The following is a 25,689-nucleotide window of genomic DNA, read 5'->3' as shown; positions in this document are numbered from 1 at the left end:
GAACACGGAAGTCAAGCCTCCTATCGCCGATGGTACCTGGCCTACGGGTCCGGGAGAGTAGGTCGCCGCTGGATTCACGGGCCCCCCGAGGAAAAACCTCGGGGGGCCCTTTCTTGTTTATGTCCATCGCCGTCGCGCCGGGGCGTCGACGCGGGCATCGCCCGCCGTACATGGGCGTGGCATCGGCCCACCGCACCTGCCGTCGCCAGGCGCAGGCCATGAGCTGTCGCAGGAGGCTTACCGGGAAAGGCGTACCCTGCCGGCGTCCTTTCCGCCTGTCCCCAGGTTTGCGGGGCCTGCCCGACGAATACCCTTCAAAAAAGTGTTTTGAAATTTTGATGCAATTGGGCTTTTAGAGTTCAAAGATGCCTTGAGTTATTCTCAACGTTACTTCTTTTATAACGCTTATTTTTATTCCTATATGGAATAAAGAGTTTATTTTAGCTTGTAAGTGTTTGAGAAAGGAGTGTTGTGTTTTATGAAACACAATTTGTTTGTTGTATTGTTGGTTTTATTGAGCGCAGTCGTTTCTAATGCGACTTTGACTATTCACCTTCAGTCCCCTTATCGTGATGATGCTGTAAAGGGTAATGAAAGTGTCTATACTTACCATATTACCGGTGAAGTGACCAGCTGGAATGCTGATTTTGGCAAAACGTCTAACACAAGGATGACCCCGGAAGGTGATCATTGGTATTCCTATACCTGGAATAAGACAGTGGCTGATTATCCTAACGGTGGCGGGTTCAAGATCAATGTTTGCTCCGATACCGCAAGCGCCAGCACGACTTACAACAACAAGTGCGAAATGTGGGACCTTTCCGATGGTATGTCCTTCAAATCCATGTTCAACAATGAAGTTGAAATTTGGCTGTATACCGACGGAACTTCCTATACGGCTTCTTTTGTGGCTCCTGGTTCCAAGATGGTGTGGTTCAAGAGTCCTTGGGGTAACAAGGTCTTGCCGCAGATGATTTTTGGTCAGGACACAATTCTGATGCGTTTTGTTCCGGATGACAAGTCCTCTTGCGGTTGGTTCTATGGAGCCATTTCTCCGGCGGCGATGAAGGCCAATCCGTTGAAGTCTGCTCATTTTGTTCGTAATCGTACGCCTTATATGAGTGTCCCTGCTGCAGGTACGTTGGATCTGTCTGATGCACTGGATGCTTTCGATACGGTTTATGTTGATGGCACTTCTGGTGACTTGACGCCCACCGCTGCGATGGGGACCTTGGGTTCCTGCTTTGATTCTACTCGTGTTCTTCATGTTTACCATCCCTGGCGCAATAATTCCACATTCAAGGATAGCTTGCTGTATATTAGCGTCGGCAGCAATATTGTGAATAACCCCACTGCCATGGAAAGGGATTCTTATCCTTTCTGGTTCAGTTATGAGTTTACTCCTGCCGTGGCAGCGTCTCAGGATTGGAAGTCTACGATGGCTGTGGTCAATTTCTACCGCCGTCAAAATGAATGGCCGCAGGTCACTTTCTTCTCTGAAGCTCAGCGCCCCCTGATTGCGTCTTTGTTCCCCCAGGGCGTGTACGAAGCCTGGATTCATACCCGCTCCAATGGGGCTTATGATGTGCTGTATTCACCCCTTGAACCGAAGGTGGTCCGTTTGATGAGCCCCTGGGACAATATGTCTCCGGCCATGATCGTGGCTGATGATACCGTGAAGATGGGTCCTATTGCTGCAAATGCCTATGATTCGACTCAGAGTGATACTTGTGGCTGGTACCAGGGTACCTATTTCAAGCATACCGATGACTGGTCTGTTCATTTTAAGCAGTCTTTCGGAATGGAGTACTACGCTCTTGAAGGTCTTATGGGTGAGGGTGGCGGAATGGGATCTGCCATTTCCCTGGATTCCATGATGGCCTTGTATGATACGGTTTGGGTTTACCCGTATCCGCTTTCTTCTAGCGCTCCGAAGTTCAGCGAGGTGTTCCCGGGACGTCTGGGGATTTGCCCCACCATGAAGATTTCGGCAATGCTTCTGGACTGGGCTGGTGAATCTTATGATGATGCCATCGATATTGACTTTGGCGGTATTTATGGCGGTAATGCCTATACGACAATTGTGCAGGGGACCAAGGAGTATAAGACTTGCGGTGGCCATGTTCTTGGCATGGTGCAGGAAACCCTCAGCCCCGATGGTTTGCCTCTTCGCGTGGATTCCCTGATTTTCCCCTGGGACCAGTGTTCTGCCGGTCGTGAAATTGACAAGTGGTTCATTCCGGAAGTGGTTGCTGTTGGCCCTGACGGCAAGGAATATACCAACGCCACCTGCCGCGATATTGATTTGAAACTGGATGCGGAAGGCTTCTGGCTGGCTGATGTGACGGAATCTCCTAACGGTTGTAACGATCCTATTAATCCTGGTTTCTATCCGTTAGACGATTTTGAATATCTGGATTCAGCCAAGACGATCAAGAACCCAAAATTTGACTGGGATGTTCAGGGCTGTAAACACAACTACAGCTTCTCCATGAAGATTTCTGCCCAGTTCAAGTATGTGAAGGGTCAGTATTTTGAATTCCGTGGTGATGATGATGTATGGGTCTTTATCAATAACCGTCTGGTGGTGGATATTGGCGGTTGCCATAGCCCCGTGGAAGGTGCAGTTGATCTTGATACTTTGGGCCTGGTTGAAGGTACGGAATATCCGTTCCAGATTTTCTTCTCGGAACGAAACGCAACGGGTTCCAACTTCAAGATGCGTACGTCCATCAATCTGCAGACCCAGAAGACTTACTTCCCGGTGCAGAAGTATAATCCCAATGGTATCATTGAATATGAACTGAAGCAGTTGCTGATTGATGAGTCCTTGAGCTGCGATGTTTCCAGCGTGACCAAGGTGGACACCGCCTATGCTCAGACAGTGTTTAAGTTGGTGGGCGGAAGGTTGCCTACAGAGGGCATTCTCCTGGAACCTGGCCTGAATTATGGTGGTATCTGGATTAGCGAGAACATGTCGGCATTCACTGTGGATACCACCGCGTTTGTGAATTCCCGCCTCCTGGATCCTGGTACTTATGTGTTGATCTGCTACCTGGCTTCGGATCAGTCACAGTATCAGATGATCACCTTTGTGGTGCCGGAATATCCCTTGCCGGATATCGCCTTCGTAGATGTCTTTACTCCTAGCGATAGCTTGTTGTTGCTGGATCCTGATGGTTTGACTCTTCGTGGTACGGTTCTTGGCGCTGATGGTGGCAAGAACGATACCCTTCTGGCGCATGTGACTTACCCTGATACGGTTCCTCTGAAAATTGTGCTCCTGTTTGGAAGTCGCCCCTGTGGCAATATGGATGAAGGCTCCAGTGTGAACTGCACCGTGAATTTGAATCTTTATACTAATGATCCTATTGGTTTCCTGGGTGTAGACAAGCAGCGCATTACCGAGATTTCTACAGATTCCCTGGGATATGCCCAGTTCTATGTGGTGGGTGATTCTGCCGTTAACGAAGGATCCTTTGTCATATATGGCAATGGCGTGGCCAATGAATTGATCTGGCGTAATATTCACTTCAAGGAACCTCCCGTACCTTTCGTAACCACTGCCCAGATGTTTGATGTTACAGGCGACGGTATTGTGGATAGTCTGGTGATTCCCTTTAGCAAGCCCTTCAAGGATGTGGTTCCCGATACCCTTTCCTGGAATTTTGGCGGAAGCACTTTCTACAATATCAACGGAATGGAAAATGTCTGGCCTCTGGTCCTTCTGGATTCTGTTGTTACTTTGTACAATCCGGAAGGCTTGAAACCCGACGTGTTTACTGGCGTTGCTGATAAAAAGTATGAGGGTACCTTGAGGTATCATTATACCTACATAGATGAAGATTCCGGCGATGAAGTTAAACTGGATATGAACACCTCCATTGAAGACAAGGTGGCTCCGGTTATCTTGAGTGCGGTTATCGAAAATCGATCCAGCGATATGAGCGTTGTGGTTATCAGCATGAGTGAAGGCTCTGATCACGCGGGTCTCAACACCAACGATCTCTTTGAATTCTACAGGGATTCCGCCTATTTCAATGATTCGCTCCTGATAACCGGTGTGGCTTTCAACAAGCAGGAAAATGTTGTTTCTGTATTCTTTAATAGAACTCCTCAAGGGACATTACCTGCCGTTGGTGATTATGTCCGTCTGACTCCCGGAACTCTCAAGGACCGTTCTGGAAACGCAGCCCACTTGAACAACCCCAGGGTTCGTATCGTGGGTGAACAGAGAACTGAACTTGCCGTACCCGGTGTGGTCACGATCAACGGTGAAACTCCCTGGCCTTATGAAGATCCTATTGTTCCCATTTCTGTACCTTCTAACAAGACTATCAAGGAGATTACGGATAGCCTAGGTTTGCCTGGTTTGTTGCTGGGATTCAACATTGGTGAATTGGCAACTACCATGATCATGAATTTGCCTTCTGGTGCAAACCGTGATTCTGCACTGGCTCTGGTTAGGATTGTCTGGGATGGTTATTACTTCTCCCATATCGGAAATTTTGTGAATGAAGCTCATGGAATAATTGCATGTAATGACAGAACTGTCTTCTACAATGCCGAAAATCCGGAAAAGTCCAACTGTTACGATAATCCTGGCAACATCTTCTTTGAATGGAATGCCCGTAGCGAAAAAGGACGCCTGGTAGGAACTGGTGCCTATATTACAAAGACCAAGGTGCGAATTTATTCAGGTAATGAGAAGGCCGGCGATACCGAGGATACATATACACTTGGTATTAAGCGTTCTAAATAAAAGTCTAACCTATAAAAGCGCGGAGTTCAGCTCCGCGCTTTTAATTTATTGAAATTCGTACAGGGTCCGTCTATAAAAGCGGCCTGTTAGTCGAGGGGATACTTGTCCTTGGCGGCATCCAGTTCGGCGCTCTTGAGTTCGTATTGGCTGTAGAGATCGTCGATCTTTTTCTTGACGTCGTCCATGTCCTTGGCGATGGCTGTAATGGCGGCACCGTCACCGGACTCGGAGGCGGCAACAAGCTTTGCTTCCAGTTCGCCTGAAAGTTCCTCGGCCTTGGCAATATCGTCTTCAATTTTGGCGATGGCTTTTTCTAGAGGTTTGATGACCTTGGAGCGTTCGGCGATGTAGTCGGCACGGGCCTTGCGGTCCATCTTTGCAGAAGGAACGTCGGACTTGGCTTGAACTGCATCCTTGGTGACATCGATGTTGGAAAGTTTTGCGTTTTCGCCATCCATTCCACCGGGTTTCTTTTCGGCGGCCCAACCTACCTTTTCGAGGAAGTCGGCGTAGGACCCTTCGAAGATTCGGCACTGGCCGCCATCGAAAACAACCAGACGGTTGGCGAAGGCGTGGAGCAATTCTTCGTCATGGGTTACCACCATGGCGGAACCTTCATAGTCTTCCAGGGCGTCGATAAGGCTTTCGATGGATTCCATGTCCAGATGGTTGGTGGGTTCGTCAAGAAGCAACAGGTTGCATTCCTCGGCGAGAATCTTGCCCAACAGCACGCGGCTGCGTTCACCACCGGAAAGGACCTTGATTTTTTTCAGGGCGTTGTCGCCGCTGAACATCATGAGGCCTGCGAGACCGCGGGCACGACTCTTCTGGGAAACTTCCTTGATGGCGGTGGCGATTTCTTCTTCCACCGTGTTGTCCAGATTGAGGCGGTTGATGTTTGTCTGGCCGAAGTAGTTAATCTGCAGGTTGGGATTGTGGCAGATTTCGCCAGAGGTAGGCTGCAGTTCCTTTGCGATCAGGTTCAGCAGGGTGGTTTTACCGCGACCGTTGGGGCCAATGATGGCAATGCGGTCGCCCTTGAAAACTTCGAATTCCAGGTCGGTTATGAGTTCGGGACCTTCACTGTATTTAAAGTGGAGGCTGTGAACCTGGAGCATACGCTTGCCGGGGAAGGGAGCCTCGGTAAAGCTGAAATCCAGATTGCGTTCGTGGGTCAGGCGCTCACCAGTGGCAAGCTTTGCGGCGGCCTTGATCTTGGACTGCACCATGGCAGCCTTGGCGGCCTTGTAACGGAAGCGTTCGATGAGCTGATCTAGCTGGGCCTTTTTCTTGGCCTCGTTTTCCTGGGTGCGCATGGCCACTTCTTCTTCTTCGGCGATGGTTTCGCGAAGCTTTTCTACAGTGCCCTTGACCTTGCGAATCTTGTGACGGTGAATGCCGATGGTGTGGGTGCAGACTTCATCCATGAAATGATGGTCATGGGTAATGAGCAACACTTCGCCCTTCCAGTTTCTGAGGAAGCGACTGAGCCAACGCATAGACACAATGTCCAGATAGTTGGTAGGTTCGTCAAGCAGAAGCATGTCGGGTTCGGAGGCCAGCACCTTTGCCAAGTTCAGACGGATCTGGAAACCGCCGGAAAGAAGCATTGGGTCCTTCTGCATGGATTCTTCATCGAAACCCAGACCGAAGAGAATTGCTTCCACCTTGTGTTCTTCAATCCAGCCGTCTTCATTGGGCTTCAGCACGCTGCAGGCTTCTTCATGAACCGTGGGCTTGGTAAAGTTGATGTGCTGCTGCAGATAGCCCAGCGTATACTTTTTAGGAATGTCGATGACGCCACCGTCCAGGCATTCCTGGCCAAGGATCATCTTGAAAAGGGTTGACTTACCGCAACCGTTTCTACCTACGAGACCGACGCGTTCGCGGGGGCCTACCAAAAAGCTTGCCTGGTCCAGAAGGACCTGCATGCCAAAAGACTTTGTAACGTTCTGTACTTGAATCACGAAGGCACAAGATAGAAAAATGCACCTAGCCCTTGTTCACCTTAATCCAAAGGCTTTAACCCATTTTCGCGATAGAACTGGATGTCTGCCATGACCTGGTCCACCCAACTTTTGATGAGGGGTGATTTTGTCCATTGGGCGTCGGTGTAGTTCATTCCCTGTTCTGGGTAAAAAGTGGCGATTGTATTTTCGAGACTAAGAACCTGTAGCTGTTTGCCCAACCTTTTGGCTCCCTCGAAAATCTGATTCAGTCCATCTATTTCGGGATCCTTTTTTTCAGTCGGATCATTGGCGTGGATAATGTGATCCTGTGCCTTATGGCCGCCCATGGCTAAAAGACCGTGGGTATCCTTGGGTCCCCTGAAGTTAAAGTCAAAGTTGGAAACGTGCCTGATCAAAGACATAAGAAGGGCGGGGTCAACCTGGTTTTCCTTGGCGGCTTCCATAACGGGGAGGGCTATAAGCTGTTCCTTGTTCCAGGGCGTGCCTTCATAGGATATCTGCAAGGTGTGGGTCGTAGACTCGTCGCTAAGTATGGCGACCTTGTAGCGGTTTCCCAGTTTCTTTTGCAGGAGCTTTTTTAGCTTGAAACCTCGATTCTTGAATTGCTTATATCCGCGAAGTTCAATTTGCAAGGTGTCGTCAAGTCGAACAAGAACTGGCTTTGTGGGCTTATCGACCACGTCTGCGTAGGTGTTTAGAATTAGCGGCAGAATATAGGACAACTCTGATTTTGGACGGCTCAGGTCGCAGGAAGAATTCAAGGTCAGATTTTCTGTAGAGGCAATCTTGTGGACCGCCTTTGCGGAGTATTCCATGAATACGGAATGGTCGTCGGTGGACTGGATTTCGGGAACCGGATGTACCTTGTAGGCGATGATGATTGCCGCTATGATGACTGTGGTGCAGATGATTACCCGCCTAAGGAGCTTTGCCCGGATCAATACCTTAAGCCAACTCCTGACTTTGGGGCTTTTCAGGAGGTAGGTGGCCAAAAAGGCAATGATGGCTGTCCACAGAACGATAAAGATCACCTTGTAAATATAGAGAAAAAGAAATTCTATCTTTAGGGTATGCTGAATCCGTTGAAGAATATCGTGGTCATTGGAGACCGTATTTTAATCAAGCCCCTTGAATCTGCCAACAAGACCGGAAGTGGCCTTTACCTGCCGCCCAGTGTCAAGGAACATGATGCGGTGCATACGGGATTGGTGGTGAAGGTTGGCCCGGGGTACCCGATTCCTGCCAGCCAGGATCCTGATGCCGTATTCCGCGGAGAATCCAGTGATAACGTGAATTACGTACCCCTCCAGGTGAAAGAAGGTGACGAGGCCCTGTACCTCCATGCCAGCGGTACGGAACTAGAAGTGAACGGCGAACGTTATGTAATCGTTTCCCAGAATGCGGTGATGCTGGTGGTACGCCCTGTCGTTCCTGACGACGTCTCGTCTATCGTATAAAAAAAAACGCGGCTCTAAGGCCGCGCTCCGTAAGTAAACCATTCAACAATGTTGTTGGCCCTAGGTGGCCGAAGTCTTGCCCAGGCTCTTGAAAAGTTCCAGGGTTTCCTTTAGCGTGTTGGCTGTAACGTTGTTTGCCTCGAAGATGGAACGGACTTCGCCCTGGATGGAATCAAACAGCTGCTTGTTGCAGAAAAGATTTTCTCGCAGGGCCTTGTTGGCCTGGTAAAGGTCCCTAAGAGCGAACAAATACTTTGTCTGCTTTTCGGTCTGGGCGACCGCTTCCTTCTTGTACTCTTCCAGTTTGACCTTCTTTTCGGCGGCAACTTGGGGGTCGTTTTCCTTGAGGATGTAGCTGGGCAGCGTGGCGAAGTCTTCGAACTTTGCGGTTGCCGAAAGGTTTCGTGACATGGAACTGCGGAGACCCACGTTCTTCACGGAGGAGTCGATGGAAATGGTGCAACTGGAAGTTCCATGGTAGTTGCAGCGGACGCGAGTTTCTACCTGTTTAAGTTCGTTAAACGGATTGAAATCCTCGTCGGATTCTACATAACGTAACGGAACGTACAAAGGGGTAGGTTCGCCGGCAATGGTAATGCGGTACGAAAGGCAAGGCTCGTTGTTGAACATCTTTGTTTCGTACAGGTTGTTGCTGCTGTGGAGCAAGGTCTTCACCTTGCTGTGCAAAGTCTTGGCGTCGTAAGGCTCATGAAGCATTTCGGGAATTTCGCTCATCATGACAGATTTTACGATACCGGGGAAATTTTCGGTAATGGTGCTGTTGGACGTTGCCTTGCCCCAGATCGGCATGCCCAGGAACAGAATGTCGGTAATGACGGTCTGCTTGCGTCCGTTAAAGAATGCGATGGCTCTGGCGATGTTGGCTAGGGCGAGCCACTTGCGGATCGGAACGTAGATGTCGCTCTGGTCGCAAAGTTCTGCCAGGTGGCTAATGACGCGCAATGTTTCGTGGCTCAGTTCTACCTTCTTGATTTCTTCGCACCACTGTTTGCGCTCTTCCTTGGAAACGGTCAATGCTTCAGGAATGGATACGTTCTCGAGACGGTCCAGGTTCTGTAGCAAATCGCAGAGGGCTGCCGGAGAAAGACTGTCGGGCAAAGAAATGGTCAGGGTTATCTGGTCCGCAATTTCGGCGCGGTTCAGCACGCTCTCGGGACGCTGGTCGCTGGAAATTGTCAGTGCGGCGCCCTTGCGGTTATGCAGGGCAATCTGGATGTTTTCCTTGGCCACGTCGTCGGCGGGATTGAAATCCTGGAAGGCGATAAAGTCGTACTTTTCCAGATCCTCGGGTAACTGCTGTGTATGGCGGTTAATCTTGAGGTGGTTGGATGCCTTGAATGTCTGGGCTAGACGATCGGTAAGCATGGTCTTTCCGGAACCGGCGCGGCCATAGATAAAGAAGGGTTCGCTAGTCACCGTAGCGAGAAATCCAAGCTGGATGCAGGTCTCCCTTTCGGGAATGCCGTTGTTCAGTGCCTGCAATAATTCCGAAATACGTTGAGTCAGTGTCATATTATCCTTCCTAGTGGTAAAAATATAACAACTGAAAAAACTCCTTTACACTGAAAAAGGGAAACAAACCTCTTTTTGAAAAAAATGCAGTTTGTCTGGGACTACGATCCCGCGAGCAACAGGTCTATATGGTGGATTGCAGAAAGGGAAACGCTAACTTTTTGGTAAACGGTAAAGACGTTGGGATGGTTCCGCATTTTTTCGTCGAGTCTACAAGCGTCTTTCTGCGTGATGATGATTGCGTCTTCGGGGAACTGCTCAAGAAGTGCCGCCAATTTTTTAGGGAAGCTGCGGTCATGATCTTTCAGGAGGCGGTTGTCCACCGTAGGAATCCCGAAGGAATCCAGGTCCTTTAAAAAACGTTTTGGGGAACCGATTCCGCACACGGCTCTTGCCCGGTGAAAACGCCCCAGGGATTGAGGAAGCGATTCGCCTTGAGCATTTGCGATGCGGTCTATGTGAAATTCAATGTGGTCTTCGCAAGAGAGGTTCAGTGTGCTTTCGCCTTGAGGGTGGTCCTCGGGAAGGCTTCGGCAGGGGCCTGCGGGCCATAGCTGCCCGATGCCGCCACCTTCAGAGGGAAGGTCTTCCTTCCACCGCAAGATAATGTTGACTGCCCCCGTAAGTCGGCTGTCTTCAAAGCCGTCGTCGCAGATGATGTATGCGGGCGGAGTCTTCCGCTGTAAAAGCTGCAGGACTGTGCGATGGCGGTTTCCTGTCCCGATGACCTCTATAAAATTAGACGTACCGGTCTGCTTACCCCCATCCCCTAGGGATTCAATTTCTTCGCGGAGCATCTGGATTTCGTCGTAGGCGTAGGAATGGCAGAGGATGGCGACGCCCTTGGTGTGGGGCCCGTTTTGTGGCTGTGACAATCGCTTGGCCAGCCAGAGGCAGAAGGGGGTCTTGCCGGCGCCGCCGGTGCGGTAACTGCCCACCACGATCAGCTTCGTGGAGCCCAGTTTTTTTGGGAGGGTGAGGTCGGGGCGCAGGGCAACTTTATGGTGTAGCAAATACGCCGCCCTATAACAGGCGGCGGCTATCTTAAGAAGGTTCCGTCGAACTGATTTCATTTTTCAGATTGACCTAAAAGCACCACATGTGCGCCCTACTGTCTACTTCCTACCACCTATACCCTATAGACAGTGTCTCTTTTGCTGCAGGAACAGGTCGGCCAGGACCAGGGCGGCCATGCTTTCGACAATCACCGGAGCGCGGACTGCCACGCAGGGGTCGTGACGGCCTTTGGCCAGAAGCTGACCGTTTTCGCCACCGCGGCCGGCCGTGTTCTGGTTCTGGCTGATGGTGGCGGTGGGCTTGAAGGCCACCTTGCAGTAAATGGGTTCGCCGTTGCTGATGCCACCCAGGGAACCGCCTGCGTTGTTGGTCTTGGTGTGGTAGTTGTGACCGTCGAAGAACAGTTCGTCGTTGTGTTCGCTGCCGTGCATGCGGGCGGCGGCAAAACCGCTACCGATCTCGAAACCCTTGCTGGCGGGAATGGAGAGCATGGCCTGGGCCAGCAGGGCATCCAGGCGGTCGAAAACCGGTTCGCCCAGGGCGACCGGCGGATTCTTGACCAGCAGGCAGACGGTTCCGCCTACGCTGTCGCATTTGGTGCGGGCGTCCATGACCACTTCTTCCATCTTGGCGCTGGCGGCGGGATCCGGGCAGCGGACGGGAGAGGCTTCGATCTGTTCCAGGGTCAGGGTGTTCAGGTCCAGGGGGCCGCAGTCCACTTCGCCGATGGAGTTGACCCAGGCGATGATTTCGGTTCCTGCCACCTGCTTCAAGAGCTTCTTGGCTACGGCGCCAGCGGCAACACGGCCGATGGTTTCGCGGGCGGAACTGCGTCCACCGCCGCGGTAGTCTCTAAAACCGTACTTCAGGTCGTAGCACAGGTCGGCGTGGCCCGGACGGTACCACTTCTGGATTTCGGCGTAGTCGTGGCTGCGCTGGTCTTCGTTAAAGACCGCGAAGGAAATGGGTGTACCCGTTGTTTTTCCTTCAAAAACGCCAGAAAGGATGCGAACCTGGTCCTTTTCGTCGCGGGGGGTGGTCATCTTGTTCTGACCGGGGCGACGGCGGTTCAGTTCGGCCTGGATGTCGGATTCGTCGAGGGGGAGTCCTGCAGGGCAACCGTCAAGGACGGAGCCTACGCCTGCGCCATGGGATTCACCCCAGGTCGTAACGGAAAAAATCTTACCAAATGTGCTAGACATGCTCAAAATATAGCTAAAACACGTTTTTACACAAAAAAAATTGTCAATGGGGGTGCAATCTAACAAAAGTTTACTATCTTTTACATTGGTTTTTAGGAGACCGCCGTGCAACGTATCGTATATTTCATTGTGATATTGACAACACTTCTGTCTACAGGAGTGTTTGCTCAGCATGGTAACGATTTCGCCGGTATCCCCTTTGGATCTTCCCGTGAAGAAGTCATTGAAGAAGTGATGAAGATGGGTTATGAACCTTTTGGTCAGCGTGCTGCAGGTGATCATATCGTTATCCCCGTCTACAACTTCGGCGAACTTCCGGTGCAGGTCGACTTCATTTTCAATAAGAACGACAAGTTCTATTCCTTTGAAATTCGGACTGGTCGTGTTGAACGTGCCCGGCTGAGTAAGTCCTTCGAGGCTGCAGGTTACATGTCTGACCAGTTCACCTTGAAGTATGGCAAGTCCAGTGGCGCTCCCACCATCGATGAAACTTCTACCCTCAAGGAAAACTACCGCAACATGTTCCAGCAGTGGTTCTCCGTGAAGACTCTCGATGTAGACGTTTCCATTATTCAGAAGGACGGGCGCTACTTTGTTCTCGGTACCGTTGTCCATCGTAAGCTTGCCACCGAAAAGAAGGCTCGTGGTGAAACGAAGACTGAAAAGACGACTATCGAACGTCCGGTGTTCTAATAAGCAAGAATTCGAACCGCTGATTTTTGAAGAAGCTCCGCAAAGATGCGGGGCTCTTTTTTTTGTATATGTAAATCAACTGCTAGACGGATGGAATCCTTTTGGGGAGTTCTGTTTCGGGCTGGCAGTTGATTCTTGTAATAATTAAAAAAAAGTACATCAAAGGTCTTGACAACTAATTGTAATTGATTTAAATTTGTAATGATTACAAATAATGATGGTGCAGAAAGGTTTGCAACGGATCTTCCGGATGGTGAATCTAATATGCAGAACCCAATTAACCCGCGCGATGGTTTTATGGCAATAGGCATTGCGCACATCCCGGCAAGGGCCGAAGGAGAATCATATGAAGGTTTGGAAGTGCAAGGTTTGCGGATACATCCACATGGGTGAAGAAGCTCCGGAAGTATGCCCCCTCTGCAAGGCTAAGAAGGCCGCTTTCGTTTGCGAAGGCGAATCTGCAGCAACTGCCGCCTCTAACGGCGCAAAGGTCGTAAAGACTGTTTTCGCTGACGAACACAAGGTGGGTATCGCCCAGGGTCTGGATCCCGAAGTGGTGCAGGGTCTTCGCGAAAACTTTAACGGTGAATGCTGCGAAGTGGGTATGTACCTTGCCATGAGCCGTCAGGCTGATCGCGAAGGCTACCCCGAAGTGGCTGAAGCCTACAAGCGCATCGCTTTCGAAGAAGCCGAACACGCCGCAAAGTTTGCTGAACTCCTTGGTGAAGTGGTTCACGCCGACACCAAGATGAACCTCCAGCTCCGCGTTGCTGCAGAAGCCGGCGCAACCGAAGGCAAGCTGGCTCTCGCCAAGCGCGCCAAGGAACTGAACTACGACGCTATCCACGACACCGTCCACGAAATGTGCAAGGACGAGGCACGTCACGGTGGCGCTTTCGAAGGTCTCCTGAACCGTTATTTCAGCAAGTAACTAGGGTCGCGGCGGATGCCGCAATGACTTTAGCGTGAGGATTTATGAAGCAGACTGCAGATATTCTGACTAGCAAAGGCATTCGCCCCTCTGTGCAGCGGGTGACTGTGCTTCATTACCTGCGGGGCGTAAAGACTCACCCTACAGTTGATACCATCTATCAGGACTTGTTGCCTGAAAACCCTTCGCTGTCCCGCACTACGGTGTACAATACGCTGCAGTTGCTTAGCGATAATGGGCTGGTGCTTACTCTTGACTTTGGCGAGGGCTACCTGCGTTACGACGCCGACTGCAGCCCCCATTGCCATTTCAAGTGCAAGTGCTGCGGCAATGTCTTTGACCTGATGTCGCCTCCGCCGGACTGTTCGACCATGCTGCCCCAGGGCTTTAACCTGAGTGCGGTGCAGTTGAGCCTGTTCGGTACCTGCCCGAAGTGTTCAGGGCACTAGGCCATGCGCGGAATCAAGTGAACTTGTTCTCTATAAGTAAAGAAGGCCCCGGTTCCTACCGGGGTCTTTCTTTTTTTTAAAGGTATGCGGGACAGGCCTGCTAACCTATATATAATTAAGCCTTGAACTTGTCCAGGGCTTCGTTGGAGCCGATGACCAGGAGCACGTCGTTTTCCTTGAGGGGGTAGTCGGCGATGTTACCGATCTTGGGAGTGGGTTCCAGGGGGTCGCGGATGGCAATCACCTGGATGCCGTACTTGTGGGTGAGGCTCAAGTCCTTGAGGGTCTTACCCCAGAAGGATTCGGGGCAGGCGATTTCCACGATGGAGAAACCTTCCATGAAGGGCAGGTAGTCCAGCATGTTGGGGCGGTTGAGACGTTCGGCCAGGGAAATGGCCATGTCGCGTTCCGGGTGGAAAATGTCGGCGACGCCCAGCTTTTCGAGAATGGTGGTGTGGGCGGGGCTACTGGACTTGGCGATAATGTGCTTGACGCCCAGTTCGCGGAGGTTCAGGACGGTGAGGAGGGAGGCCTGGAGGTCTTCGCCGATACAGCAGATGACGCTGTCCACCTTGGCGAGGGGCAGGGACTGGAGCTGCTTTTTGCGGGTGCCGTCGGCAACAACTGCCTGGGCCACCTGGTTAGAGATGTCCTGGATCTTTTCGGGGCTGGGGTCCACAACCATCACATCGTGACCGAGTGCAGTCAGGTGACGGGCCAGGAAATAGCCGGTGTTACCCAGGCCGATAACTACAAATTGTTTAGAAGCCATGTGGGCAAAAATAGCAAATAGAGGAAAGGTTAAAGCGTAAAGGTGACGTTTAAAGGTGCATCCAGTCTCTTTATCCTTTAACCTTTAGGCTTTCCGCTGATTAGCCGACCATAATGTCTTCTTCGGCGTACCACATGCCGTCTTCCTGCTTCTTCGCCACGGCGGAAATCAGGAACAGGGGGCCCATGCGGCCTACGAACATGACCGTGCAGACCACGATCTTGCCGGGGATGGACAGGTCGGGGGTGAGTCCCATGGAAAGTCCGCAGGTGCTGTAGGCGCTGACCACTTCGAAGAATACCTTCAGGAAGGAGCCTTGGGCGTTGGAGGTGCCGGCGGCTTCGGTTTCCAGGAGGACCAGGGTGGCGACTACGATAACTACGATGGCCACGACGAAGATTCGGACGGCCTTATCGACGGTGGTTTCGGGAATGGTGCGGCCCAGAATCTGGGTCTTTTTGCGGCCCAGCAGTCGGTTGAAGCCCAGGAGGGCGATCACGGCCGTGGTGGTGGTCTTGATACCGCCGCCGCAGCTACCGGGGTTTGCGCCGATCAGCATGATAATCACGAAGAAGAACAGGGAGCCGACGCTGAGGCTTGGGACGTCGATGGAGTTGAGACCTGCGGTTCGGCTGGTAAAGGCCATGAAGATGCTGGTTTCAAGTTTCTGCCCGAAACTCAGGTCCGAGAAGACGTTGCCCCATTCGCTGAAGATAAAGAAGGCGATACTGACGGTAACGATAATGAGGGTAAAGCTGATGGCGATACGGCTATGGAGCGAGATTTTTCGAAAGGCTCGCTTCTTGAAGTCGTACATGTACTGGATTTCGGTAATGGCCAGGAAGCCGAAACCGCCGGCCAGGGCCAGGATGCAGGTGGTGATGTTCACGATGGGATTCAGCTGGAAACGGACCAGGGAATCGGGGAACAGGGTGAAGCCTACGTTACAGAAGGAACTGATGGCCTGGAAGATGCTTCCGAAAATGCGGTCGTAGAGGCTGTACTGCACCAGGGCTTCTTCGGTAAACTGGGTGAAGTAGAAGATGGCGCCGATGCCTTCCAGGATGAAGGTAAAGGGGAGGACTGCCTTCAGGATCTTCTGGGCGTCCACGTTACCTTCCTGGGTGTAGTTGGCCAGTAGGGCGGACTGGTGGTTGAATCCCGGATGCATACCTGCCAGGAGGATGATCACCGTAGAAATTGTCATGATTCCGAGACCGCCTGCTTGCATGAGGAGGACCAGGATCCAGTTGCCGATGGGGCTGAAGCTTGCGCTGATATCAATAGTAGAAAGCCCGGTGACGCAAACGGCGGAGGTTGCCGTAAAGAAGGCGTCCAGAACGCCGATGGGTTCGCGCTGGGCGAAGGGCATGGAGAGAAGGAAGGCCCCCAAGGTAATGAGGGAGAGGTAACCCGACACGATCATCAAGATGGGGTTTCCGTTTTTCTTCTTCTTTTCAAAGGCCTTTTCGAGATAGTCGAAGGCTTGGTACCTAGAATGTAACATGGGGACAAAGATAGTAATTTGGGGGAGGGTGTCGAGCCTTGCCGAGGGGGGGGGACGTTTTCTAAATTGCGCGCCGTTATGAAGAATTTGCGCGCTATTTTGATGCCGATTGCCATTATTCTTGGCATTTTGTTGCCTCAGGCCAGCGTTCTTGCGCCGACCCTCCCTTTCCAGATTGGAACCATGATGCTGTTGACCTTCATCGGCAAGGTCCCGCCCCAGGAACATGGTTATACCTTCAAGATCGAGGTTCGCGCCTTTATCGCCAGCATGCTGCTGTTGGCTCTGTTGTGGATTAGCGTAGAAGTTTTCGGCCTGCCCCGTGACGTTCTTCTGGGTGGCGCCATCATTTGCCTTTGCCCGCCGGCCAATGCGGCTCCTGCCATGGCCAAGATGCTGGGCGGAAACCCGGTGCTGGCTTTGAAGATCTTTTTAAGTGGGCACTTGATCGCCTGCTTCAGCATCCCTATTATATATGGTTACCTGACCGGTTCCGAGGCGGGTTTTGCTGAAATCGCCCTCCGAATTTTCAATTCTATCCAGCCGATTATTTCTATCCCGTTGGCCTTGGCTCTTGGGGTCCGCTCCTTCTACCCGGAAATTGCCGACAAGGTGGCGAAATTCTCCAAGTACACCATCTTCATCTGGACTTTCAGCGTCTTCGTGATTCTGGCCAAGGCTAGCCGCGATGTTCGCGAAATGGGTTTTGCCGATCTGTGGAATAGCGGCACCTTGCCCCTGCTTGCCGTTGTGGCGTTGGTCCTTTGCATTTTGCAGTTTGTGCTGGGCTGGTTCTGCGACAAGAAGCACCCCATCGAAAGTTCCCAGAGCATGGGCCAGAAGAATACCACTCTGGTCATCTGGATCGCAAGTCTCTATGCCGGCCCCGTAGCCGCCATCGCTCCCACCTGCTATGTGGTGTGGCAGAACCTGGTGCTTAGCTACATGAGCGCCCGAGTCAAGCCGAAGAAGTAGTATCTTTTGAATATGACTCACAGGGAACTCGTCAAGAAACTTTTTGAAAATCAGGATTTGAAGTACAAGGATTTCCACCTGCCCTTGGTGCCGGGGATTTCCAGCGATTCCCTTATCGGGGTGAGGGTCCCTATACTGCGAAAGCTGGCCAAAGAATTTTTTGGTACTGCTAAAACTTCGGGCAAGTCGCAGGCTGGGACCGCGCGGACCGTTGGTGGGTCCGTCGCGAAGTCCGCGGGCAGTTCCATTGCGCCGGATGTGGCCGAGTTCATGGACGCGCTTCCCCACAAGTACTTCGAGGAAAACCATATCCATTCCATGCTGCTGGAGCATATCAAGGATTTTGACGAGTGCCTTGCCCGCACGGAACAGTTTTTGCCTTACATTGACAACTGGGCCATTTGCGATGGGAAAAAGCCCCGCGCCCTGCTGAAGGATGTTCCGCAATTCCTGAAGCGTATTCAGGCGTGGGTCAAGTCGGACCATCCTTATGTGGTGCGGTTCGGCATCAACATGCTGATGGACTTGTTCCTGGATGACCGTTACGACCCGAAGTTTTTGAAGTGGGTGGCCGCTGTGGATACGGCCAAGTTCAGGTCGCTGCCAAGTGGCTCACCTAATGGGTCGGCTGCGGTGATGGCGCCGAACCCGAGGGTGGCTGCTGCAACTCCCGCAGGCGTTACGCTTGCGAATCCCGAATACTACGTGCAGATGGAAGTGGCCTGGTTTTTCGCTACCGCCCTTGCAAAACAGTGGGACGACGCTGTGCCTTATATTGAAAAGCGAAAACTAGACCCGTGGACTCACAACAAGGCCATTCAGAAATCTATCGAAAGCTTCCGCGTGACCGACGAACATAAGGCCTATTTGCGGACGCAGAAGGTTTAAATTGCTGTGGTTGGATGTTGAACGGAAGGTGTTTTTGCGAAATTGGGTTACTAAATGAGCTTTTTGACGATGTTTAGTAACCTTGATTTTGTATAAACTAATTAAAAATTTGGATTTTGCTAAAAAACGGGGTTACTAGTCAAGTTTTTTATGGTCTTTTAGTAACCTGAATTCAAAAATGAAAACGCCTGATAATGGAAATTGACTAAAAACATTACATATAAACTAAAAATAAGGTCACTAAAAGTCTTAATCAGCGGGTTTTAGTAACCTATTTTGGAATTTTTTGTCTTTCCCGGAACAACTAATAGGTGTTTAGCCCTTTGTTGAACTACATTTGAGAATCATGCCCTCCAATCTGCAGTCAAGAATCCTTCATCTGCCGGCATCGACGGCCAACAACCGGATGCGTAAACGTAAATTTCCGCCAAGTCCGCATCGAGCATCACCTTTACCCCGCGGATGGTATATATCCGCGACTTGAGCAAATCCTCGTCTATCAGGGAAAATCTGGGCTTTTTCGGCGCGACGGCCTCGGCCGCACTGGCCGCACCAGTTTGTCAATAGGCCCGCGCGATATTCTGAAAATTATTTTGGTGGGGGAAGTCTCCCCCTCGCTCCAACCGCCTTCGGCGTTTTTCGCTACCCCTTCTAGCGGGGACACCCCGCAACGCCCCGACTGCAAAAATAAACGAGATTTGCCTCGGAAACCTTGAAATTGCCATCTTTTGTCTTCAAAAAGGGTATATTTCCCTTGTATGTCAATCAAGTTCATTTCTCCTAAAAAGTCCGTCAATTCCGCGTTCCTCAAGCTCCCTGTTTCCGTCGAAAAGATGGAGGATTTCAAGCTTTCGCTCAAGAATCTTTATAGCAAGCGGAACGCAGCGCAGGACGAAGAATACCACAAGGGCGAAATCTGGAATTTTTTACGCAAGATTTTTGAATCTGATTATTCGGTGCAGGTCAACCGCCCGATAGACCTTGCAATTTTTAACGGGAATACGGCAAGTGCAAAGCCGGCGGTGATTATCGAAGCGAAGTCGCCGACGAATGTTGCGGAAATGTTTTCGGCGGAGCACCCGAACGTAAAATCGTTGCAGGAACTCGTCTATTACTTTATGCTGGAATACGTGCAATCGGGCAATCACGAAATCAAGTGGCTCGCCATCACGAATTTTGACGAATGGTATTTCTTCGACGTAAAAGACTTTATCCGCTATTTTGGGAACAAGACGAAACCGATATACGATCAGTTCCTAAAATTCAAGGCGAATCAGATGAGCGGCAACAAGACCTCCGATTTCTACAACGAAATCGCGAAACCCGCCATCGACGACTTCCTCGCCTCCTGCGACATCAACGTCGTGCATTTCAGCCTTGCAGATGCTTGCAAGAACGTCATTGCGAGTCCCGGATCAAAGTCCGGGATAAACTCCACGAAGCAATCTAATGCAGCGTGTCATCCTGAGCGGAGCGTAAGCGGAGTCGAAGGATCTAAAAAGCTCCTCCCCCTTTACAAATTCCTCTCCCCGGAAACTCTCCTTGCCAAGCCTTTCGCAAACGACAGCAACAGCCTTGACCGCAATTTTTATGCGGAACTCTTGCACATCATCGGCCTCGAAGAAGTAAAAGAAGAAAAGGGCGGCAAGAAAGTCATCCGACGCAAGAACCCCGCAAATCGCGACAAGGCGAGCCTCCTCGAAAGTGCCATCTACCAGCTTGAAGACGATTTCCCGAACAAGGAAGAATGCGAGGCGATGGCACTCCGTCTCTGCATCACATGGGTGAACCGCCTGCTGTTCCTGAAACTTGTCGAATCGCAAATCCTCATGTATCAAAAGGGCGATGCATCCTACCGGTTCATGAGTACAGACAAAATAGCGAACTTCGACGAACTGAATATTTTCTTTTTCAAGGTACTCGGCAAGAAAATCGAGGATCGCGACGAAGACGTGCTCAAGCGTTACCCGAACGTCCCTTACCTGAACAGTTCACTGTTTGAACCGACCGAAGACGAAAAGCACCTGAAAATCCGCGGCATTCCCGATGCCCAGATGGAAATTTGGGGCAAGACCGTTTTGAAGGACGAACGCGGCAAACGTGCGAAAGGCTCTCTCCCGAATCTGGATTACATCTTCAAGTTTCTCGATGCGTATAACTTTGCAAGCGATGCCCAAGGCGGTGTGACCTCTACGAGCAAGACGCTCATCAACGCGTCTGTTCTCGGACTCATCTTCGAAAAAATCAACGGTTACAAAGATGGCAGTTTCTTTACGCCGGGGTTCATCACCGACTATATGGCCCGCGATGTGCTGGAACGGACCGTGGTGCAGAAGTTCAACGAGAAAAAGTCCTGGAAATGCGAAAATTTGGAAGATGTCTCGGACAAGATTGAGGACATTTCAGAAGCGAACGAAATTGTTGATGATATCCGCGTTGCCGATGTCGCCGTGGGCTCTGGGCATTTCTTGGTGTCGGCCCTTAATCGCCTGCTTGCAATCAAATCGGAATTGAACATTTTGTGCGATGCAGACGGCAAACGCATCAAACGTCGCGATCTGATTTTGAAAGTTGATAACGACGAACTTTCTGTTGTTGATGACGAGGGCGAACCGTTTGAATACAAGCCCGGCAACGAAGAAAGCCAGCGGTATCAAGAAGCCTTGTTCAACGAGAAACGTCGCATTATCGAGAATTGCCTTTTCGGCGTTGACCTGAACCCCAATAGCGTGAACATCTGCCGTTTGCGCCTTTGGATTGAACTTTTGAAGAACGCCTACTACACCAAGGAAAGTGACTACAAGCAACTCCAGACGCTCCCCTAACATCGACATCAATATCAAAGTCGGCGATTCGTTACTGAGCAAATACCCCGTGCAGAACGGGCATGTCGTTTTGGACTTTTTGCAGAAAGAAGACAAGGCCGACAAGAAAAACGGACTCGCCGCGAAACTCAAGGAATACAGGAAAAACGTTCAGGATTACAAGGCGGGCGGAACGAGCTACAACAAGCAAAAGCTTCGCCTGAACATTGCTGGTCTCAAGTCGCAACTCAAGGAGCCGCCCAGCATCGACCTCTTCGGAAACGTAGTCAAGAACAACGATATTGATTTTTCCAACTCGCTTGAATGGATGTTCGAATTCCCAGAAATCCTCGACGACGAAGGCCGCTTTACAGGCTTCGACGCCATCATCGGAAACCCGCCGTATGTGCAGCTCCAGAGCATGGGCGAGATGAGCGACGTTTACAGCAAACGGGATTACAGTTGCTACAACAAATCCGCAGACCTTTACTGCCTCTTTGTGGAACGCGCCTACAGCCTGCTGAAAAAGAACGGATATTTTTCGTTCATCATGCCGAACAAGTGGATGCTTGTGGATTACGGCAAGGAACTGCGAGAGTTTATGAGCCAGACCTCACTCAAGAAAATTCTCAACTTTGGCGATGTCCAGTTCTTTGCCGATGCGACCATTTACGTGTGCATATTCGTATCGCAAAAGTCCGGCGACAAGATGCCTGTTTTGGCGTGCTCGCTGAACAGCAAGAACTATCACGGCGAATTCGAAAAAGAAGTCTTGGCGGCGACATTCGAGTTCCCGGCAGAAAATTTCGGTGCAAGCGAATGGAGCATCCGCAACAAACTCCACGATTCTGTATTGCAGAAAATGAACGTCGGAACGGCTCTGAAAGATATGCCGATTTCCATTAATTACGGCATCAAGACCGGCTTCAACGACGCGTTCTTTATTGACGGAAAGACGAGAGAAAAACTCATTGCCGAAGACCCCAATAGCGAAGATCTCATAAAGCCCCTGCTCCGCGGCCGAGACATTAATGTATGGGTGACGGAAAGCGATCAGTATCTAATCAATCCGCATAACGGAATAAAAGAAAGGAACATTGCGCCCATCAATATTGATGAATATCCTGCAATAAAAAAGCATCTTGATCAATTTATAGATAAGCTGGTTAAACGTGGGGATAAAGGCGATACGCCATACAATCTACGTAATTGCGCTTATTTGGAAGAATTTGCCAAACCGAAAATCATGTATCCGAACATGACATCGGTATTCCCGTTTACCTACGACGAAACCGGCTCTTTCGGCAACGACAAATCTTTTATCATTACGGAAAAGGACAATTCGCAGAATTTGCCAAAGGGAACGGAAAACGTCATTGCGAGCGAAGCGAAGCAATCCAATGCGGAATGTCACCCTGGAGCCGAAGGCGATAGGGCCCACTTACTAAAAGCCCTCCTCGCCATATTCAATTCCAACCTCGTCAAACTCTGGATATGGTATAACTGCCCCGAACTCATGGGCGGCACCCGTGAAATCCGCAAAGTCTATTTCGAAAACTTCCGCATCCCCCTAAATAACACGGAACTCCTACACCAACTCGCCACCCTCGCCGACCAAATCATCGCCGCTAAAAAGCAAGCTTCGTGTCATCCTGAGCGGAGCGCGAGCGAAGTCGAAGGATCCAGTGAGGTAAGTGACGAAGCAATCCAAAGGAATATCGCCACCCTCGAAACACAAGTCAACACCCTCGTCTATCAACTCTACGGCATTACCGATGCCGAAGAAATTGACGCCGTGGAGAAGAGGTGAAATTAAAATTTTAGTTAGAAATAAAGGACAAATATGAAAAAAATATCTGCAACTGAAAAGCAGAAGGAACTTGTTTTTACCATAATTCAAGATTTCTTGAAAAATCCTCCTGTTGTAATATGGGGCTCTGGCGCAACAGCGGGATTTGGTATGCCTGGGATGGGGGCTTTAAATGATTGTTTAAAGAATAAAATGAAGGATTTTGATGGTTCATTAAATGATTTAGAAACGGAACTTGGTAATCCCAAATATGAATCGCAAATGCCTCTGATTAGATCAATAATATGGAATGAAATAAAGGAAAATGATGAAAAAGTACTTGAAAAACTTTTGAAATGTCAAGATGATTTTCTTGGAATAAAGGAAATGATAGAGGTTTTTTCTAAACCATATCCCAAAAACTTAAATATAATAACGACGAATTATGACCGCGTTTTAGAACATTCAATGTCTTATTTTGATATTAGTTATACGGATGGATTTTCTGGTCAGAATATGTCTATTTTTAATGAAAATTTATTTAAAGAAAAAAGTTCAACTGTTAAATTAGTTAAAGTTCATGGTTCTTTGAATTGGTTTGATGTCAATGGAAAAATCCGATATTCTTCTCAAGAGATTACGGATGCTCATAAGATTATTCCTCCAGGCAAAAAGAAATACGAAGAAGCTTATAAAACGCCATACCGAGAATTAATCCAACAATCTGATCAATTTATAAAAAACGGGAAAAGTTTTTTTGTTGTGGGATTTGGTTTTAACGATTCTCACCTTACTACCGAAATTTGCAATCAGGTGTCGAATGGCATTCCTATTGTTCTTGTGTCAAAAAAAATAACTGATGAAGCAAAAAAAGAATTAAAAAATGCGCATAAATATGTTTTTATAGAAGAGTCTAGTAAAAAGAGTTGCACTCGTTTTTACTATAAAAAAAGCCAAAAGGAAAAGGAAGAAACTTGTGATATTCCGGGTGATTTTTGGACGTTAAAAGATTTTATGGAAAATATTCTTAAAGGAGATGAATGAAAATGAGCGAAAAGATTGATGTCATTGGCAAGGTTCAAAGCGTAGATACCGGAAATGTGACAATTATTGTTGAAAAGGAGGATCTCTTAAACAGTGTCCAAATCAATCAAATTGTGACAATTGATTCTACAAAAGTAAATGAACAAATTATTGGTTTAATTACAAAAATAATGCGAAAAGCCTCAACTGACAAAATAGACGAAGGCGATGTTGAGATTCCTATTGAAAATGTGATAAAAGTTGTTCTGGTTGGAACCCTTATTGAAAGATCTGGCACTGAAAAAAATATTTTTAAAAGAACGTTAAATACTGTTCCTAGCATAAATGCGGAATGTCATCTTCTTCAAGATGAAAAACTTTCCAAGTTTATGAATATCATATCGTCAAATAGCCCAAATCCTCTTACTATAGGAAAATACACGATTTCTGAGGGCTCAAATGCCAATCTAGATGGAAATAAATTTTTTCAACGTCATGCCGTAATTGTTGGAGGTACTGGTTCGGGTAAGTCTTGGACTGTTGCAAATGTTCTTGAAAAAGCTTCTAAATTAGAGTCCATAAATTGTATAGTTTTTGATTTACATGGGGAATATGAGCCGTTAAAAGGTTTCGGAAATGTTTCTTTATTGCGAATAGCGGGCCCTTCAGATAGTGCGTCTGATGACAATGCTTTATTTTTGCCGTATTGGCTTTTGTCATATGAAGAAATGGAAGCTTTGTTGCTTGACAGAAGTGATTCTAATGCACCCAATCAAGCTCGCACTCTGTTTGATCTAATTATAACTGAAAAAAAGAAAACTTTGGAAACTGTAAAGGATTCTGATGTCCTGAATAATTTTACGATAGAAAGCCCTATTCCATATTCGATTGAAGATGTTTTAGAATATTTGAGAAAAAAAGATGATGAAATGGTTCCTGGTGCACGAACAGGAACTGAAAAACAGGGACCTCTTAATGGAAAGCTTACTCGTTTTATTCAGCGATTGGAAAGTAAACGAAGTGATAAACGCTTGAATTTTATTTTTAGTTCAGAAACTGAATTGATGGACTATGATTGGTTTGAAAAATTAATAAATAAACTGCTTGATTTTGGCAATAAAAATGGTTTGAAAATTATTGATTTTTCAGAAGTTCCATCGGACATTCTTCCTTTGATAACGGGGCTTGTTGGTAGATTGGTTTTCTCTATTCAACAATGGATGAATGCAGATTTACGGCATCCAGTAGCCTTATTCTGCGATGAGGCTCATTTGTATATTCCGGAAAAGGCCGATGGAGGCATGGAAGAAAAAGGCTTGCATAGTTTTGAAAGAATTGCCAAAGAAGGGCGTAAATATGGCGTGTCTTTGGTTGTGATTAGTCAGAGGCCATCAGATGTAAATAAAACCGTTTTAAGTCAATGTGGTAATTTCATTGCGATGAGATTGACGAACCCCGATGATCAAAACGTTATTAAGCGTCTCTTTCCAGATAATCTAGGTGATTTTTCTGAAATGTTGCCTATCTTGGATGTGGGCGAATGCTTGATTGTCGGTGATGCTTCCTTGTTGCCAACAAGGGTTATTGTTGAAGAACCTTCTATCCATCCAAATAGCGCAACAATCGATTTTTGGGATGAATGGAGTAAGAAGAAGACTGTAAACGGAATTGCCGACGCTGTTAAGGCTTTGAGAATGCAACATAAATGATTTTTATGAGGTTGATTTATGAGCTTTAGTATTAATTGCTTAGAAATTACAGCAACAAAAAAAGGCTCTTCATCAACATGTGTGGGTGGCTTCGCCACCCTTTTTTGTTGACTTTCGCCTAAATTAAACAAAAAATGGGCTATTTTCTAAAATTTAATCGCCAAAAAAAACAGAAGAAAAAGCCCATGTCAAAATTATACAAATCCAT

The 25,689-nt window shown here is 48.9% G+C and carries 18 protein-coding genes; 11 read left to right on the top strand and 7 right to left on the bottom strand.

The features are described from left to right. Positions 1-478 precede the first annotated feature (478 nt). On the top strand, positions 479-4,762 hold the full coding sequence (locus BUB73_RS15755; protein WP_073287302.1) for a fibro-slime domain-containing protein: 4,284 nt from the start codon (positions 479-481) through the stop codon (positions 4,760-4,762). 86 nt (positions 4,763-4,848) lie between these two features. Here BUB73_RS15755 and BUB73_RS15750 read toward each other — a convergent pair whose 3' ends face one another. Further along, a complete protein-coding gene (locus BUB73_RS15750; protein WP_073287299.1) occupies positions 4,849-6,729 on the bottom strand; it encodes an ABC-F family ATP-binding cassette domain-containing protein in 1,881 nt (626 codons plus the stop codon). Positions 6,730-6,770: 41 nt separating this feature from the next. Continuing rightward, positions 6,771-7,763, bottom strand: coding sequence for a lysozyme family protein (locus BUB73_RS15745; RefSeq protein ID WP_073287296.1), 993 nt, complete (start codon positions 7,761-7,763; stop codon positions 6,771-6,773). Between the two features lie 39 nt (positions 7,764-7,802). Here BUB73_RS15745 and BUB73_RS15740 point away from each other — a divergent pair, with 39 nt between their 5' ends. Then, entirely contained in the window at positions 7,803-8,189 is a 387-nt protein-coding gene (locus tag BUB73_RS15740; RefSeq protein ID WP_073161536.1) for a co-chaperone GroES, read from the top strand. 60 nt (positions 8,190-8,249) lie between these two features. Here BUB73_RS15740 and BUB73_RS15735 read toward each other — a convergent pair whose 3' ends face one another. The 3 genes from BUB73_RS15735 to aroC all read right to left on the bottom strand — a co-directional run bounded on the left by BUB73_RS15735 (position 8,250) and on the right by aroC (position 11,941). Continuing rightward, positions 8,250-9,722 carry a hypothetical protein gene (locus tag BUB73_RS15735; RefSeq protein ID WP_073287293.1) on the bottom strand — a complete coding sequence of 491 codons (1,473 nt, stop codon included), beginning with the start codon at positions 9,720-9,722 and terminating at the stop codon, positions 8,250-8,252. 101 nt (positions 9,723-9,823) lie between these two features. Beyond that, on the bottom strand, positions 9,824-10,795 hold the full coding sequence (locus BUB73_RS15730) for a tetraacyldisaccharide 4'-kinase (protein ID WP_073287291.1): 972 nt from the start codon (positions 10,793-10,795) through the stop codon (positions 9,824-9,826). A 63-nt stretch (positions 10,796-10,858) separates the two neighbouring features. Continuing rightward, complete coding sequence (aroC, locus tag BUB73_RS15725) at positions 10,859-11,941, bottom strand: chorismate synthase (RefSeq protein ID WP_073236102.1); 1,083 nt, start codon at positions 11,939-11,941, stop codon at positions 10,859-10,861. A 105-nt stretch (positions 11,942-12,046) separates the two neighbouring features. On the opposite strand from aroC, the gene BUB73_RS15720 reads away from it, so the two are divergent. The 3 genes from BUB73_RS15720 to BUB73_RS15710 all read left to right on the top strand — a co-directional run bounded on the left by BUB73_RS15720 (position 12,047) and on the right by BUB73_RS15710 (position 14,014). Then, positions 12,047-12,634, top strand: a complete 588-nt coding sequence (locus BUB73_RS15720) for a hypothetical protein (protein ID WP_073161540.1) — start codon at positions 12,047-12,049, stop codon at positions 12,632-12,634. A 346-nt stretch (positions 12,635-12,980) separates the two neighbouring features. After that, positions 12,981-13,565, top strand: a complete 585-nt coding sequence (locus tag BUB73_RS15715) for an NADH peroxidase (protein WP_073287288.1) — start codon at positions 12,981-12,983, stop codon at positions 13,563-13,565. Between the two features lie 44 nt (positions 13,566-13,609). Then, positions 13,610-14,014 carry a Fur family transcriptional regulator gene (locus tag BUB73_RS15710; RefSeq protein WP_073161542.1) on the top strand — a complete coding sequence of 135 codons (405 nt, stop codon included), beginning with the start codon at positions 13,610-13,612 and terminating at the stop codon, positions 14,012-14,014. 115 nt (positions 14,015-14,129) lie between these two features. Here BUB73_RS15710 and BUB73_RS15705 read toward each other — a convergent pair whose 3' ends face one another. Both BUB73_RS15705 and BUB73_RS15700 read right to left on the bottom strand, forming a co-directional pair. Further along, positions 14,130-14,786 carry a potassium channel family protein gene (locus tag BUB73_RS15705; protein ID WP_073161543.1) on the bottom strand — a complete coding sequence of 219 codons (657 nt, stop codon included), beginning with the start codon at positions 14,784-14,786 and terminating at the stop codon, positions 14,130-14,132. Between the two features lie 100 nt (positions 14,787-14,886). After that, positions 14,887-16,293: a TrkH family potassium uptake protein gene (locus tag BUB73_RS15700; protein ID WP_073161544.1), complete on the bottom strand. Its 1,407-nt coding sequence runs from the start codon at positions 16,291-16,293 to the stop codon at positions 14,887-14,889. A gap of 78 nt (positions 16,294-16,371) precedes the next feature. Between BUB73_RS15700 and BUB73_RS15695 the strand changes: the two genes are divergently transcribed. From BUB73_RS15695 to BUB73_RS15670, 6 genes are all read left to right on the top strand, one after another. Continuing rightward, positions 16,372-17,268, top strand: coding sequence for a bile acid:sodium symporter (locus BUB73_RS15695; protein WP_073236094.1), 897 nt, complete (start codon positions 16,372-16,374; stop codon positions 17,266-17,268). Between the two features lie 6 nt (positions 17,269-17,274). Beyond that, positions 17,275-18,156 (top strand): DNA alkylation repair protein, encoded by an 882-nt coding sequence (locus BUB73_RS15690; protein ID WP_175552224.1) that lies wholly within the window; start codon positions 17,275-17,277, stop codon positions 18,154-18,156. A 758-nt stretch (positions 18,157-18,914) separates the two neighbouring features. Continuing rightward, a complete protein-coding gene (locus BUB73_RS15685) occupies positions 18,915-20,981 on the top strand; it encodes a type IIG restriction enzyme/methyltransferase (RefSeq protein WP_073287282.1) in 2,067 nt (688 codons plus the stop codon). Beyond that, positions 20,950-22,770 carry an Eco57I restriction-modification methylase domain-containing protein gene (locus BUB73_RS15680; protein ID WP_139259246.1) on the top strand — a complete coding sequence of 607 codons (1,821 nt, stop codon included), beginning with the start codon at positions 20,950-20,952 and terminating at the stop codon, positions 22,768-22,770. Before BUB73_RS15685 ends, BUB73_RS15680 begins: the two co-directional genes overlap by 32 nt. A 33-nt stretch (positions 22,771-22,803) precedes the next feature. After that, positions 22,804-23,793, top strand: a complete 990-nt coding sequence (locus tag BUB73_RS15675) for an SIR2 family protein (protein ID WP_073287276.1) — start codon at positions 22,804-22,806, stop codon at positions 23,791-23,793. 2 nt (positions 23,794-23,795) lie between these two features. Then, positions 23,796-25,481, top strand: a complete 1,686-nt coding sequence (locus BUB73_RS15670; protein ID WP_212668381.1) for an ATP-binding protein — start codon at positions 23,796-23,798, stop codon at positions 25,479-25,481. Positions 25,482-25,689 lie beyond the last annotated feature (208 nt).

The organism is Fibrobacter sp. UWH6 (genome assembly GCF_900142465.1).
Taxonomy (GTDB): Bacteria; Fibrobacterota; Fibrobacteria; order Fibrobacterales; family Fibrobacteraceae; genus Fibrobacter.
This window is presented reverse-complemented; position numbering and strand designations above follow the sequence as displayed.